Annotated in this window: 12 protein-coding genes; 4 read left to right on the forward strand and 8 right to left on the reverse strand. The window is 72.5% G+C overall.

What is annotated here, in order from left to right:
- Positions 1-267: 267 nt before the first annotated feature.
- Positions 268-903: a PDZ domain-containing protein gene (locus FNH09_RS37590; RefSeq protein ID WP_152894360.1), complete on the reverse strand. Its 636-nt coding sequence runs from the start codon at positions 901-903 to the stop codon at positions 268-270.
- A gap of 125 nt (positions 904-1,028) precedes the next feature.
- On the reverse strand, positions 1,029-1,439 hold the full coding sequence (locus tag FNH09_RS37595) for a Fur family transcriptional regulator (protein ID WP_152894361.1): 411 nt from the start codon (positions 1,437-1,439) through the stop codon (positions 1,029-1,031).
- A gap of 294 nt (positions 1,440-1,733) precedes the next feature.
- Between FNH09_RS37595 and katG the strand changes: the two genes are divergently transcribed.
- Positions 1,734-3,962: a catalase/peroxidase HPI gene (katG, locus tag FNH09_RS37600; RefSeq protein WP_152894362.1), complete on the forward strand. Its 2,229-nt coding sequence runs from the start codon at positions 1,734-1,736 to the stop codon at positions 3,960-3,962.
- Positions 3,963-4,069: 107 nt separating this feature from the next.
- Here katG and FNH09_RS37605 read toward each other — a convergent pair whose 3' ends face one another.
- Positions 4,070-4,957: a LysR family transcriptional regulator gene (locus FNH09_RS37605; RefSeq protein ID WP_152894363.1), complete on the reverse strand. Its 888-nt coding sequence runs from the start codon at positions 4,955-4,957 to the stop codon at positions 4,070-4,072.
- A gap of 88 nt (positions 4,958-5,045) precedes the next feature.
- On the opposite strand from FNH09_RS37605, the gene FNH09_RS37610 reads away from it, so the two are divergent.
- Positions 5,046-5,783, forward strand: coding sequence for a CTP synthase C-terminal region-related (seleno)protein (locus FNH09_RS37610; RefSeq protein WP_152894364.1), 738 nt, complete (start codon positions 5,046-5,048; stop codon positions 5,781-5,783).
- Here the strand turns inward: FNH09_RS37610 and cyc2 are convergent.
- From cyc2 to FNH09_RS37630, 4 genes are all read right to left on the reverse strand, one after another.
- Complete coding sequence (gene cyc2, locus FNH09_RS37615; RefSeq protein WP_152894365.1) at positions 5,764-7,923, reverse strand: germacradienol/geosmin synthase Cyc2; 2,160 nt, start codon at positions 7,921-7,923, stop codon at positions 5,764-5,766. The two genes, FNH09_RS37610 and cyc2, sit on opposite strands and share 20 nt — an antisense overlap.
- A 152-nt stretch (positions 7,924-8,075) precedes the next feature.
- Positions 8,076-9,254: a damage-control phosphatase ARMT1 family protein gene (locus tag FNH09_RS37620; RefSeq protein WP_152894366.1), complete on the reverse strand. Its 1,179-nt coding sequence runs from the start codon at positions 9,252-9,254 to the stop codon at positions 8,076-8,078.
- Positions 9,255-9,281: 27 nt separating this feature from the next.
- Entirely contained in the window at positions 9,282-9,929 is a 648-nt protein-coding gene (locus tag FNH09_RS37625; protein ID WP_152894367.1) for a ScbR family autoregulator-binding transcription factor, read from the reverse strand.
- A 68-nt stretch (positions 9,930-9,997) separates the two neighbouring features.
- The gene (locus tag FNH09_RS37630; RefSeq protein WP_152894368.1) at positions 9,998-10,900 is read right to left on the reverse strand and encodes a ScbA/BarX family gamma-butyrolactone biosynthesis protein; all 903 of its coding nucleotides are present in this window, start codon (positions 10,898-10,900) and stop codon (positions 9,998-10,000) included.
- 182 nt (positions 10,901-11,082) lie between these two features.
- Here FNH09_RS37630 and FNH09_RS37635 point away from each other — a divergent pair, with 182 nt between their 5' ends.
- Both FNH09_RS37635 and FNH09_RS37645 read left to right on the forward strand, forming a co-directional pair.
- Entirely contained in the window at positions 11,083-11,733 is a 651-nt protein-coding gene (locus FNH09_RS37635; protein ID WP_152894369.1) for a ScbR family autoregulator-binding transcription factor, read from the forward strand.
- Positions 11,734-12,029: 296 nt separating this feature from the next.
- On the forward strand, positions 12,030-12,983 hold the full coding sequence (locus FNH09_RS37645) for a lytic polysaccharide monooxygenase (protein ID WP_152894371.1): 954 nt from the start codon (positions 12,030-12,032) through the stop codon (positions 12,981-12,983).
- A gap of 18 nt (positions 12,984-13,001) precedes the next feature.
- Here the strand turns inward: FNH09_RS37645 and FNH09_RS37650 are convergent, their stop codons facing one another.
- Positions 13,002-13,646, reverse strand: coding sequence for a Tat pathway signal sequence domain protein (locus tag FNH09_RS37650; protein WP_152894370.1), 645 nt, complete (start codon positions 13,644-13,646; stop codon positions 13,002-13,004).
- Positions 13,647-13,698 lie beyond the last annotated feature (52 nt).

Below are 13,698 nucleotides of genomic sequence, written 5' to 3' on the forward strand. Positions count from 1 at the left end.
CTCCCCCACTGCCCGGCCCTCGGCAGCCGACCCAGCGCCGAACGGCCCGCGGCAGCCCACCCACACCGGCCATCCCACACCAAACGCCCGACACCGACAGGCCCACAGCAGCCAACCCGGCACCGGACGGCCCGCGGCAGCCCACCCGCACCCGAAGGCCCACACCGGACAGCACACGCCCGCCGGTCCACGGCAGCCGACCCGCGACATCCGACCCGCGTCCGCCGGTCAGCTCGTACAGCGAGGTGGTGGGGCGGCGCGGCGGCGTCAGGTGACGACGCCCGGGACGGCCCGCAGGCGCCGGCGGCCGCCGTCGTGGTGCCGGACGGTCAGGGTGAGCTCTCTGCCGGGGCGGGCGTGGGCGACGGCGTGAGCGAGGTCGGCCGCCGAGCCGATCCGGGTCCTGCCGACGGCGAGGAGCACATCGCCGCGGACCAGCCCCGCCGAGTACCCGGGGCCGGGGACGTGGACGCCGACGACCAGCGCCCCGGGCCGCTCGGCGTCGACCGCCTCGACGCCGAGGGTCGCCGTGGGGACGGCGGGCGACGGGGACGGCGACGGGGACACGGCGGCACCGGAGCGGCCGGCGGCGGACTCGGGACGGGCGGCACCGGAGCGGGCGCCGGCGGACTCGGGATCGGCGGCCGCCGGGGCGTGGGAGCCCGCCGCCCGTCGCTGGAGTTCGGCGAGCTTGCCCATGCTGATCACCGTGGCCCCCACCGTCCCGAGGCCCACCCCGGACAGCACCAGCGCCGTCCCCAGGAGCAGTCCGAACAACAGGGTCGTGAGCCGTCGGCCGCGGCGGCGCGCGGCGTGCGGGCGCGGGGTGCCGCCCTCGGGGCCGGCAGCGCCCGTCGGCCGCTGTCCGGGCATCGGTTTGGGACGCAACGCGGTCTGTTCCATGGATCGCCTCCGCCCGGTGCTCTACCCCGAGCACCGGCGTGGGACGAGACACGAACGAGTGAGACTGACCCGGGGTCGGGGACGGGCATCATTCCCCCGTCGGCGCCCCGCGCGCCGTCACCGCGCTACGCGCAGGAGGGGCACAGCCCGCGGTAGGTGACCTCGACGTCGGAGACCGTGAAGCCGAACCGTTCCACCGCCGGAAGGTCGGCCAGCGGATCGCCGGTGGGGTGGACGTCGCGGATGGTGCCGCAGCTGGAGCACACGAGGTGCTGGTGCGGCCGGTGCGCGTTGGGGTCGTAGCGCTTGGCGCGGCCGTCGGTGGAGACCTCTATGACCTCGCCGAGGGTGACCATCTCGCCCAGTGTGTTGTAGACGGTCGCCCGGGAGATCTCGGGCAGCCGCTGGGCAGCACGGGCGTGCACCTCGTCAGCGGTGAGGTGCACGTGGTCGCCGTCGAGGACCTCCGCAACGACACGCCGCTGGGAGGTCATCCGCCAGCCGCGGCCTCGCAGTCGCTCCAGCAGGTCACTCATATCGGTTCACCTATTCACGTTCGGTGGGACACCCGGGATTTTACCAGTGGACATCCGGGTTCCTATCGGATATGGGTTTAGTGTGCTTCTTGACTAAGACTCTGTCCATTGTAGGATCGGATCAGGCGCTGGCCAAGGGACAAAAAGACACCAGTACGACAGGAGCGGACGCAGTGACTGTGCGAGGCTTTTCTCGCGCTCACCGCAGCTCTACGGGAGTCGGTGTCCCGTCCGTCCCTCCTCCCGCGGCCCCTGAGCACAGTGATCCGCCCCATCCGGAAGGATTCCCATCCCATGTCCGAGAACCACGACGCAATCGTCACCGACGCGAAGTCCGGGGGCGCAGGTGGTTGCCCGGTCGCGCATGAGCGCGCCGCGCACCCGACGCAGGGCGGTGGAAACCGCCAGTGGTGGCCGGAACGGCTCAATCTGAAGATCCTTGCCAAGAACCCCGCCGTGGCGAACCCGCTGGGCGAGGACTTCGACTACGCCAAGGCGTTCGAGGCCCTCGACCTCGCCGCCGTGAAGCGGGACATCGCCGAGGTGCTCACGGACTCGCAGGACTGGTGGCCGGCCGACTTCGGCAACTACGGCCCGCTCATGATCCGGATGGCCTGGCACAGCGCCGGCACCTACCGGATCAGCGACGGCCGTGGCGGCGCGGGCGCCGGGCAGCAGCGCTTCGCCCCGCTCAACAGCTGGCCGGACAACGGCAACCTGGACAAGGCCCGCCGTCTGCTGTGGCCGGTCAAGAAGAAGTACGGCCAGAGCATCTCGTGGGCCGACCTCATGATCCTCACCGGCAATGTCGCCCTGGAGACGATGGGCTTCAAGACCTTCGGCTTCGCCGGCGGCCGCCCGGACGTCTGGGAGGCCGACGAGGACGTCTACTGGGGTCCCGAGACCACCTGGCTCGACGACCAGCGCTACACCGGTGACCGCGAGCTGGAGAACCCGCTGGGCGCGGTCCAGATGGGCCTGATCTACGTCAACCCCGAGGGCCCCAACGGCAACCCGGACCCGCTGGCCGCGGCCCGCGACATCCGTGAGACGTTCCGCCGGATGGCGATGAACGACGAGGAGACGGTCGCCCTGATCGCGGGCGGTCACACCTTCGGCAAGACCCACGGCGCGGGCCCGGCGGAGAACGTCGGCGCCGACCCCGAGGCCGCCTCGATCGAGGAGCAGGGCCTGGGCTGGAAGAGCTCCTTCGGCACCGGCAAGGGCGCCGACGCGATCACCAGCGGTCTGGAGGTCACCTGGACCGCCACGCCCACGCAGTGGGGCAACGGCTTCTTCGACAATCTGTTCGGCTACGAGTGGGAGCTGACCCAGAGCCCGGCGGGCGCCCACCAGTGGGTGGCGAAGGACGGGGCCGGCGCCGGCACCATCCCGCACGCCCACGACGCGTCGAAGAGCCTGGCCCCGACCATGCTGACGACCGACCTCGCGCTGCGCCTGGACCCGGCCTACGAGCCGATCTCGCGCCGCTTCCACGAGAACCCCGAGGAGTTCGCGGACGCGTTCGCCCGCGCCTGGTTCAAGCTGACCCACCGCGACATGGGCCCGCTCGCGCGCTACCTCGGCCCGGAGGTCCCCTCCGAGGTGCTGATCTGGCAGGACCCGATCCCCGCGGTCACGCACGAGCTCGTGGACGCCGACGACGTCGCCGCCCTCAAGGCCCAGGTCCTCGCCTCGGGTCTGTCGGTGTCGCAGCTGGTGTCCGCCGCGTGGGCGTCGGCCTCGTCCTTCCGCGGCAGCGACAAGCGCGGCGGCGCCAACGGCGCGCGTCTGCGTCTTCAGCCGCAGAGCGGCTGGGAGGTCAACGACCCCGACCAGCTCGCCCAGGTGCTGCGCACCCTGGAGGGCATCCAGGAGTCCTTCAACTCCGCCCAGTCCGGCGGCAAGGAGATCTCCCTCGCCGACCTGATCGTGCTCGCCGGCTCCGCGGCCGTCGAGAAGGCTGCCAAGGACGCCGGCGTCGACGTCGAGGTCGCCTTCACGCCGGGCCGTGCGGACGCCTCGCAGGACCAGACCGACGTGGAGTCGTTCGCCGCGCTGGAGCCGGCCGCCGACGGGTTCCGCAACTACCTCGGCAAGGGCAACCGCCTGCCGGCCGAGTACCTGCTGCTGGACCGGGCGAACCTGCTGACCCTGAGCGCGCCGGAGATGACGGTCCTCGTCGGCGGACTGCGCGTGCTGGGCGCGAACCACAAGCAGTCGTCGCTCGGTGTCCTCACCGCCACCCCCGGGGTGCTGACGAACGACTTCTTCACCAACCTGCTCGACCTGGACACGACGTGGAAGGCGACCTCCGAGGACGCGACCACGTTCGAGGGCCGCGACGCCTCCGGCCAGGTCAAGTGGACCGGTAGCCGCGCCGACCTGGTCTTCGGCTCCAACTCCGAGCTGCGCGCGCTCGCGGAGGTCTACGCGAGCGACGACGCGAAGGAGAAGTTCGTGAAGGACTTCGCCGCCGCGTGGACCAAGGTCATGGACCTGGACCGGTTCGACCTCGTCTGACCGTCCGTTCCACACCCCGCACCGCACACAGCGTCCAGGCCGGCCCGCACAGGCCGGCCTGGACGTCTTCACGCCCCGGCCCGATCGGGCCGCCCGCCCCCCCTTCGTCACACCGGGGTCCCGGCGCCGGCCCCGCCGTCCAGCAGCACCTCCGCCAGCCGGGCCGCCGGGCCGCCCGGCGTGCCCAGGCACACCAGTTCGACGCGATGGACGACACGCGGCTGCGCGAGCGGCACGGCGACGGCGCCCGGCACCCCGGTGGCGGCCGTCCGCGGCAGCAGGGTCAGCCCGTGCCCCGCGGCCGCCAGGGCGGTCAGCACGCGGACGTCGGTCCCTTCGTACCGCAGCGCCGGGCGGAAGCCGGACCCGCCCGCGGCGGCCCGCAGCTGCGCCAGCGGCAGCCCCGCGTCGGGCGCGTCCAGCCACCGGGCGTGGGCCAGGTCGCCGAGCCGCAGCCCCGGGCGGCCGGCCAGCGGATGGGTGTCGGGCAGCAGGACGCAGACGGACTCCTCGCCGACCCCGTACGTCGTCAGGGGTGCCACGTCGGGCAGCCGCAGCGGATCGCTGGGGGCGGCCAGTCCGTCGACCAGTCCGAGGTCCGCGCGGCCGGCGGCGACCGCCTCGGGGACCTCCTCGCGGGCCAGCACCCGCAGGGTCACCCCGGCCCGCGGGAGCGCCGCGACGGTACGCGGGCCCAGGGCGGTCGGGGTGGTCGCGAGCGTCAGTCCGTGCTCGGGTGCGGCCGCCCTGCGCACGACGTCCGCGCGGGCCGCCTCCAGGCGCAGCAGGAGCGGGCCCGCGTGCTCCAGGAGCCGCTCGCCGGCCGGGGTGGGGGCGACCGGACGCCGGGTGAGCAGGTCGGTGCCGAGGTCCTGTTCCAGCGCGGCGATGTGCTGGGAGACCGCGGACTGGGTGTAGCCCAGCTCGCGGGCGGCCGCCGAGAAGGAGGCGAGGCGGGCCACGGTGACGTAGGTGCGCAGGAGATGCGGGTCCATGCCTCCTCAGCATGCCATCAGCAATGCTTATCGCGTGTGCAGAAATCATCGTTGGACGTGAACTGCGGGCACGCCCAGGATGAGGTGCATGACACAGACGCACACGGCGAGGATCGCCCTGGTCGGCGACCGCTCACCCCAGGTCGCCTCGCACGCCCGTATCCCCCTGCTGCTGGACGCCCTGGCCGAGCGCGACCGGCTCGTCCTCGACGCCTACTGGATCCCCTCCGAGGACGCCGCCGCCGAGGACGCGGTACGCGGCTTCGACGCGGTCTGGGTGGTGCCGGGCAGCCCGTACCGCAGCGAGGCGGGCGTGCTGTCCGCGATCCGGACCGCACGCGAGGAGGGCATCCCGTTCCTCGGCACGTGCGGCGGGTTCCAGCACGCGCTGCTGGAGTTCGCCCGTGACGTCTGCGGACTGACCCGGGTGGCGCACGCCGAGAACGAGCCGGACGCCGACGACTTCCTGATCGAGCCGCTGGCCTGCTCGCTGGTGGGCCACGAGGCGGCGGTGACGGTCGAGCCGGGCTCGCTGGCCCAGTCCGTGATCGGCGCGGAGCACACCGTGGAGCGCTACTTCTGCGCGTACGGCCCCTCCCGGCACCTCGACACCCTGCGCACCCACGGGCTGCGCTTCTCCGGCCACGACGAGGACGGCCGGGTCCGGATCGCGGAACTGCCCGGCCACCCCTTCTACTTGATGTCCCTCTTCCAGCCGGAGCTGTCCGGCGACGGCTCGCGCCCGCACCCGATGGTCCGGGCGCTGGCGCGGGCGGCCGTGGAACACGCGTCGCGGGAAGCCCGGTTCAGCCGGCCGCGGGGGTGAGCGCGGGCGGGCGGTTCGGCAGGAAGCCGTGCGAACGGCGGGCCAGATAGGCGGACTTGTAGCGGTCGACCTGGCGGTGCCAGTTCAGGATGCCCGCCATCCAGTTCTCCAGATCGGACACATAGCCCCGCATCACCTCGCGCGCCTCGTCCGACAGGCCGAAGTCGTCGTAGAGGACGGGCAGTTCGTGCGCGACGACGTGTTCGAACTGGCGCATGCGCTGGTTCATCAGGTCGGCGACCACGCGCAGGGCGGCCGGGTAGTCGCAGCCGAAGAAGTTCTGCACGACGAGGACGGCGTTGTGGATCTCGCCCTCGTACTCGATCTCCTTCTGGTACGAGAAGACGTCGTTGAGCAGGCAGGCGTAGTCGACGGCCGCGTTCTCCAGGGAGCGGACGGGCCCGCTGCGGTACACCTCCGCCGGGACGGCGGGCCCGTGGCCGAACCGGCACAGGCTCAGGGTGAGGTCGGAGCCGAAGGTGGCGCGCCGCATCTCCAGGTAGTCGACCGGGTCGGGGATCCGGTTCTGGAGCTGGTTGGCCAGCTCCCACACCCAGCTCTCGGTCATCCTGTCCACGGACTCCTTGAGCGTGGCGCGGGCCTCGGGGGTCATCCCGGCCGTGGTGCGCGCCCACAGGTCGGTCAGTCCGCGCTCCATCGCGCTCGCGGGGACGGGGGCCGCCTCCCCGGCGACGGGCATGCACTCGGACAGGCGCCGGACGGCCAGCCGGGCGGCGGCGAGGTCGCCGCGGTGCCCGAAGACGAGGGGGAAGTAGTCGTCGCCGTAGGTCCCCCAGGCCAGCCAGCGCGAGCCGATGTCGAGGGCCTCGGGGGACGCGTCCGGGTCGAGGCCGGCCGCGCACAGCGGGAGGTCGGCCGCGGCAAGCCGGTCCTCGTCCCACACGCCCTCCGCCAGCATGCCGACGCGGTGCATCCAGTCGGTCAGCCGGTGGCGGGCGCCGTCGAGGTGCGGGCTGAGCTCCACCGCGAACGGCATCCGGAAGTCGGGCAGCAGGCTGGGGCCCACCTTCTGGCGCGGCACGTGCGCGTGGGCGCGCAGGCGTTCCGCGGCCGCGGCGGCGAGCAGCGCGCCGATGTCCGAGGCGGAGGTGCCGGGCCCGGTCGGGCCGTGCCAGAACGGCACGGCCCGGGCGCCCTCGTTCATGTACCGGCTGGATCGCAGGTGCCATTCGTGGCCGCCGGACTGCCAGTCCTGGAGCCCCTTCGTGTACGCCGCCACCGCCGCGACCTCGCCGGGGGTCAGGCCCCGGTCCACGGCCAGGGCGGGCACCTCGGTCACGGCGGTGTGCTCGAACTGGTGCAGCCGTGAGGTGAGGACGTCGTTGACGATGTCGGCGGCCTGCTGGGTGGTGCAGCCGAAGAAGGTCTCCAGGACCAGCACGCCGTTGCTGTTCTCGCCCTCGTCCTGCACCTCCCGCTGGTAGGAGAACAGGTCGTTGCGCAGGTGCACGGCGTCGGAGAAGGTCTCCATCAGCACCCGCAGCGGCCTCGATCCGGCGACGGACTCGGGTACTTCGGCGGTGGCGTACTCGACGAGCCCCGCCGACCAGGGTGCGCCGCCCACCTTGCGGCGCATCTCGATGTACTCGACGGGGTTGGCGATCCGTCCCTCGTCGATGTTGGACAGCTCCCACATCGACTCGTTGAGCAGGTGCTCGGTGGCGACGGCGAAGCGGCGGCGCCAGCCGGCGGACATCGACGGCACGGTGCGCGCCCACAGGTCGGCCAGCCCCGCCTCGACCGGGTTCTGCGGCTGGGGCACGGGAGTTGCCGGGTCCAGCGGCATGAACAGCGGCAGCCGGTCCAGGTGGGCCTTGCCCGCGGCGCGGTCGGGGGTGCGCTTGAACATGTCGAGGAAGTGGTCGTCGAAGAAGAACACCCACACGTACCAGTCGGTGATCAGCGACAGCGCGGGGCCGTCGCAGTCGGGGTGGGTGTAGGCGCAGAGCAGGCCGTAGTCGTGCGCGTCGAGGTCCGCCTGCTCCCAGATCCCCGACCCCTCCAGCATGCCCATCTCGCGCGCCCACCGGGTCGAGTGGGCGCGCGCCTCGTCGAGGTGGGGGTTCAACCGCGCGGGGTACGGCATGTAGAAGTGCGGGAGTTCGAACGGCTGCGTCATGGCCGGGCCCTACCCGGGCCCTCCGAGGCGCATCCGCCCGGCCGGACATGATCACACCATCGCGTGAATCGGGTCCGAACCGGTCGGATTTCCCGGCCGATACGCTCCTCCGCCGGGCCTTCGCCCTCACCCCGCCCGGTGGTGTGGCTGCCTCAGCCCTTCACCTGGATCATCGCGTGCCGTCCGCTCGTCCGCCAGCGCTGTCCCTCGTCGGCGTCGAGCGCGTCGCGGGTGGCGGCGTCGAGTCCGGTGACGACATCGGACTTGAGGGTGCGCAGGGCGGCGACCGGTCCGGGGAAGTAGGCGGTGACCTCGGCGAACGGGGTGGTCGGCGGCCATCGGCGATCGCCCACCAGCCGACGGTAGTTGAGGTCGCCCTTGAAGACGGTCAGGTCGGCGGCGCCGAACTCCCGGTACAGCTCGGCGGGCATCTCCGCGTACCCGAGCGGGGCGCAGGCGAAGGGGTGGGCGCGCAGCCGGATGCGGCCGTCGGTCAGCGCGTCCCGGACGCGCCGCCCGTACCCGGCGGCCGCGCCCGGCGCCTCGGTGAGCCGGCGGACCGCGTCGAGCACGTCGGCGGTGGTGGCGTCGGAGACGTAGTACGGGTACGGCTTGATGTGCAGCACCGCCCGCTCCACCCGCCCCTCTTCGAGCAGCCGGGCCACCAGGAGCAGGTCGGGGACGAGTTCGCGGCCCGCGTTGTCGGCGACCAGACAGAGCGTGCCGGTGCCGTCGGGCGGGAGCAGCGACCACAGGGCCGCGCCGGCGTCGGCTACCAGCGCCGGGGTGGTCCCGGCGGCGGGGCCGCCGGGGTCGGACAGCCGGAACCCGAGGTCGGCGCGGTTGCCCCAGAGCGATCCGTGCAGCAGGGCCTCGGCCTGCTCGTCGGCCGCAAGCTCCGCCAGGCCGTCGAGGGCGGCCAGTTCGGCGTCGGTCTCCGGGGCGGCCAGCTCGGCGAGTTTGGAGGGGCGGAAGGGATCGATGCCCTGCCAGGGTCCGGCCGCGAAGTACCCTGTGGCTTCGAGGAGTTGCCGGTAGAAGTAGCTCTCCGACCACAGCCACGGCACCTCGAACCAGGACCGGCCCGTGTACGTGTCCAGGCCCCAGGTCCGCCACCGGTCCCGGTCGTGCGCGCCGTCGGGAAGCGGTTCGATCACGCCCTCGGTGCAGTTCTTCAGGAGTGCGTCGAGCGCGCGGCGCTCGTCGGGGCCGTAGGGAAGGGCGTCGCGCACCTGGCGGATGATCGCGGGGTGCCGCTCGGCGAGCACGCCGTACGGGAAGGAGCCGGGTTCGTCGCCCAGGATCACGGGCGGAACGGGGGTGTCGGGCATACGGCTCACCGTATCGGCCGGCCCCGGTCACACCGCGCCGATCTCCCGCTCCAGCCGGGTGACGAGCGTCAGGTACCTCGGGCGTCGCGGCACCGGGACCAGGCCCCGGATCAGCACCCGCCACATCTCCGCGACACGGCGCGGCAGCCGGGCCACGGGTTCCAGGGAGCGGCCCACGACCCGGGTGCCGACGAAGAAGGAGACGAGGGAGTGGGCGACGGCGTTGACGTCCACGTCCGGGTGGACGTCGGACTCGCGGACCGCCCCGAGCAGTCGGCGGGTGATCATGTCGAGCCACTCGGTGAACGGGTGCGGCAGCGGGGGCCGCACCTCGACACCGCCGGTGGCGAGCCGGAGTCCGGCCCGGGCGATGGGTCCCTCGACGGACAGGCGCACCATGCCGAAGGTGATCCGCATCAGTGCCTCCAGGGACGGATAGCCCCGGCCGTCGATCTGGCCGGCCACCTGCCGCGAGGCCTGCGACTGGAGTTCCAGGATGGCGTGGGCCAGGTCCTCCTTGGCCGCGAAGTGGAAGTACAGGGCGCCCTTGGTGACCTGAGCGTGCTCGACGATGTCGCTCAGGCTGGTCGACTCGTAGCCGCGCCGGTCGAACAGGTCCGCGGCGGCCGTGATGATCGTCGCGCGGGTCTGCTCGGCGCGTAACTGCCTCGCCATCGGATGGACACTCCCAGGGGCCGTAAAGAACGGGTCATGCCGTTTGTTTTGACTCCCCGCACGATAACTCACCGTTCCGTCGTACCCACCAGGCATTCAAAGATCGTCGACTCCCCCTGCTCGCCCACGACTTGCAGCGTCGCGTCGTCCTGGCAGGTCAGCGCTATCCAGACCGGACTGTCGAGTTCGGCGTACCGATGGAAACGCGCATGATAGGACACCGGCTCCCGTTTCCTGTCGGACCACCACAGAACCGCCTGCCGGGCCGCCTCCAGGAGGAGCATTCCCGGCACATGGTCCAGCGGGTGGTCGAAGAAAACGGGGTGGGCGGTATCCACCCGCAGCTCCCAGCGGTCCGGGCCGTCCGTCGGGGACAGCACGACGTCGGCCGGCCGGACCCGGGCCACACCCTCCGGCGGCAGTCCGGCCCGCGGGGGCCGGGCCGAGGCGGGGTCGGTCGCACGGCCGGCGCGCAGCCGTTCGTAGACGGCCGTGCTCAGGCAGGTGAAACCGACGTCCGCGTACGCCACCTGCTCCCCCGCGCACCTGACTTCCGCCGTGTAGCGGGCGGCGGCCATGCGCGTGCCCCGGTGGCGGACGTCGGTGAAGGCGATGTCGAGGATCGGTTCGGCGGGCAGCACACCGACGGCCAGGTGCCGGGCGGACGTCTCCACCCGTAACTCGTCGAGCACGAACTGGTGCCCCAGGGGCACGTCGTACTCGGTGTGCGCGATCAGCGTCCCGCTCTGCCGCACGGTCTCCACGACCAGGAGCGGGTCGTACGCGGTACGGTCGCAGGAGACGTGCAACTCATGGGCTCGCGGCCACTGCGCCGACACCTGGAAGCGGTCGGGATCGGTCCGCTTCCAGTCGGTGAGGAGGGTCTCCGCCACCGCCGCGCGGTGGACGAGTTCACGGGCGACGGTCGCCGTCATGGACGGGGTCTCGACTCTCCGGCGAGGTCTCGGCATGTCCCTCTCCCTACGGTCTCCCCCGAAGGCCATGGCGGACCCCAAGTGCCCGATCGAATAAGCGTTAGAGTACGAGGCGACCGGTTTGTTTTCAATGAGATCAGTGGACGACGCCCGATGATCGGGCCGATCCGGCACTCGATCACGGGGGTCGGCCGACTCGGCGGTGCGGAGGGGCACTTATGGCAAGACAGGAGCGCGCCATCAGGACGCGCCGGGCGATCCTGGAAGCCGCCGGCGCGGTCTTCGACGAGCACGGCTACACCACCACCACCATCGCCATGGTGCTGGAGCGGGCCGAAGTCACCAAGGGCGCCCTGTACTTCCACTTCTCCTCCAAGGAGTCCCTCGCCCAGGCGGTGCTCGACGAGCAGGTGCCGTTCGGTGCCGTGCCGTCCCAGCCCTGCAAGTTGCAGGAGATCATCGACATGACCTTCGTCGTGGGCATGCGTCTGCTGAGCAACTCCCTGCTGCGGGGCAGCGTCCGGCTCGCGGTCGACCAGGCGGTCCCGTCCGGCATCGACTTCGCGGAACCGTTCCGGCAGTGGGCCGGGCGGCTGACGGAACTGATGGAAGAGGCGCGCGCCCAGGGCGAGTTGCTGCCCACCGTGCGGCCGCGGGACACGGTGGAACTGCTGGTCGGCGCGTTCACGGGCATCCAGTTGATGTCACGGGCGCTGACCGGCCGCGCGGACCTGGCCGAGCGGTTGTCGGTGCTGTGGACGCACATGCTGCCCAGCATCGCGGTGCCGGGACTGCTGCCCGCCCTGGACAGCGGCGCCGACCGGGGCGCCCGGATCCTGGCAGGCGCCGACACGCCGGTCGCGACGTAGCGGCCGGCGGCCGGCGGCTGGCGGCCGACGGCTGGCGGCTGGCGGCCGACGGCTGGCGGCTGGCGGCTGGCGGCTGGCGGCTGGCGGCTGGCGGCTGGCGGCCAGGAACGCGCCGGGCGCCGCGCGGCGGACGGCGGACGGCGGACGGCGGACGGCGGACAAGCAGGAACGCGGCAGGCGGCGCTCGGCGTCCCCGTCGTCCGGCGGCGCTTTCGCCGTCGGCTGAACACGCAGGCCCCGGGCGCCGTACTGGACACAACAGAACCGTTCCCGCGCCCGCCGAGGAGACGTTCCGGATGTCCCGGATGACCGCACACCACCGCGCCGCCCTGGCGGCCACCGCCGTGACCCCGCTCCTGCTGAGCCTGTGGGCCGCGGCACCGGCGCTGGCGCACGGCGCGCCCACCGGTCCGGCCAGCCGCGCGTTCGCCTGCTCGCCCGAGGGGGGCTCGGCCGGGACCGCGGCCTGCCGGGCGGCCGTGGCCGCGAGCGGGCAGAACTTCGCCGCCTGGGACGACATCCGGGTCCCGAACGTGAACGGCCGGGACCGTCAGACGATCCCCGACGGAAAGCTGTGCAGCGGCGGCCTGGCCTCGTACAAGGGCCTGGACCTCACCCGTGCGGACTTCCCGGCCACGCGCGTGTCCCCCGGCGGGACGCTGACGATGACGTACACCGCGACGATCGCGCACGCCGGCACGTTCAAGCTGTTCCTGACCAAGCCCGGCTACGACCCGTCGAAGTCGCTGACCTGGTCGGATCTGCCCACGCAGCCGTTCGCCCAGATCAAGGACCCGAAGCTGTCGAACGGTGCCTACCACTTCTCCGCCCGGCTCCCCTCGGACCGGACGGGACACCAGGTGCTCTACACGATCTGGCAGACCAGCAGCACCCCGGACACCTACTACTCGTGCTCGGACGTGGTGTTCCCGAAGGCCGCGACGTCCTCGAAGGCCACCTCGGCCGCGAGGACCACCGCGCCCGCGAGTACACCGGCGCACGCGAGCACCGGTGCGTCGCCCTCCGCGTCGGCGCACCGGAGCGCGACTCCCTCCGCGGGCGCGTCGACGCCGGCCGCGGCGCGGACCTCGGAGCCGGCCGCCGTGGCCGCGGCGGCCGACAGCACGCCGGTGGCGGCCGGCACCGACGCCGGGTCGGGGCCCTCCGCTCCGCTGCTGGCGGGCGGCGCCGCCGCGGTGCTGGTGCTCACCGGGGGCGCCGCCCTCTTCAGCCGTCTGCGTCGACGTTGAACCTCCCTGTAGGGAAGGTCAGTTGACGATGACCGCGACGCCGCCGTCCGTCACCGGGGCGTACTTCGCGGTGAAGTAGCCGTTGGCGAAGCACAGGGACGAGCCGGACACCTTGGTGAACTGCTGGTTGACGAAGGAGATGCTGCTGTCGGTGTTGCTCGCCGTGCCGGAGAGCGACGCGGCCTGGTAGACGCAGGTGATCGAGCCGAGCAGGGTGCGCAGCTTGGCCGTGGTCTGGATGGTGGAACCGGCCGCCGGGGTCACGGTGACGGTGCCGGCGGAGGACACGGCGGTGGTGTACGGCAGGTTGTCGACCGTGATGCTGGTGACGCCGAGCACGCCGATGACGTTGCTGGAACAGCTCGCGGAGTCGAAGGTGTGCGACGCCAGGGACTCGGTGGCGGTGCCCGGCGCGGTCGGGTTGTCGCCGACCGTGGCGGTGAACTGCGACGACGTGCAGGAGATGCCGCTCGTTCCGGTCGCGCTCGAGTAGAGGGTGGCGTTGGTGCCGCCGGCCAGGTTCGCGACCAGGGTGTCGCCGCTCGCGACCGGGTTGCCGCCGGCGGTCAGGACCGCGACGTCGTCCGCCGAGGCGGTTCCGGCCATCGGCAGCGCCAGGGCCGCGACGGTGCCGACGAGCGTGAGGAGGGTGCGTGTGCGCATGCGGGTGCCTCTTCTCCGAAGTGGGGGGCGTTGCGGGGGGTTGCGGTTTGCG

Source organism: Streptomyces adustus (genome assembly GCF_009377175.1).
Lineage (GTDB): Bacteria > Actinomycetota > Actinomycetes > Streptomycetales > Streptomycetaceae > Streptomyces > Streptomyces adustus.

Bases quoted from the DNA above. Each gene is read 5' to 3' on its own strand.
- FNH09_RS37590 (WP_152894360.1), bottom strand. From the start codon at position 903: ATGGAACAGACCGCGTTGCGTCCCAAACCGATGCCCGGACAGCGGCCG.
- FNH09_RS37595 (WP_152894361.1), bottom strand. From the start codon at position 1,439: ATGAGTGACCTGCTGGAGCGACTGCGAGGCCGCGGCTGGCGGATGACC.
- katG (WP_152894362.1), top strand. From the start codon at position 1,734: ATGTCCGAGAACCACGACGCAATCGTCACCGACGCGAAGTCCGGGGGC.
- FNH09_RS37605 (WP_152894363.1), bottom strand. From the start codon at position 4,957: ATGGACCCGCATCTCCTGCGCACCTACGTCACCGTGGCCCGCCTCGCC.
- FNH09_RS37610 (WP_152894364.1), top strand. From the start codon at position 5,046: ATGACACAGACGCACACGGCGAGGATCGCCCTGGTCGGCGACCGCTCA.
- cyc2 (WP_152894365.1), bottom strand. From the start codon at position 7,923: ATGACGCAGCCGTTCGAACTCCCGCACTTCTACATGCCGTACCCCGCG.
- FNH09_RS37620 (WP_152894366.1), bottom strand. From the start codon at position 9,254: ATGCCCGACACCCCCGTTCCGCCCGTGATCCTGGGCGACGAACCCGGC.
- FNH09_RS37625 (WP_152894367.1), bottom strand. From the start codon at position 9,929: ATGGCGAGGCAGTTACGCGCCGAGCAGACCCGCGCGACGATCATCACG.
- FNH09_RS37630 (WP_152894368.1), bottom strand. From the start codon at position 10,900: ATGCCGAGACCTCGCCGGAGAGTCGAGACCCCGTCCATGACGGCGACC.
- FNH09_RS37635 (WP_152894369.1), top strand. From the start codon at position 11,083: ATGGCAAGACAGGAGCGCGCCATCAGGACGCGCCGGGCGATCCTGGAA.
- FNH09_RS37645 (WP_152894371.1), top strand. From the start codon at position 12,030: ATGTCCCGGATGACCGCACACCACCGCGCCGCCCTGGCGGCCACCGCC.
- FNH09_RS37650 (WP_152894370.1), bottom strand. From the start codon at position 13,646: ATGCGCACACGCACCCTCCTCACGCTCGTCGGCACCGTCGCGGCCCTG.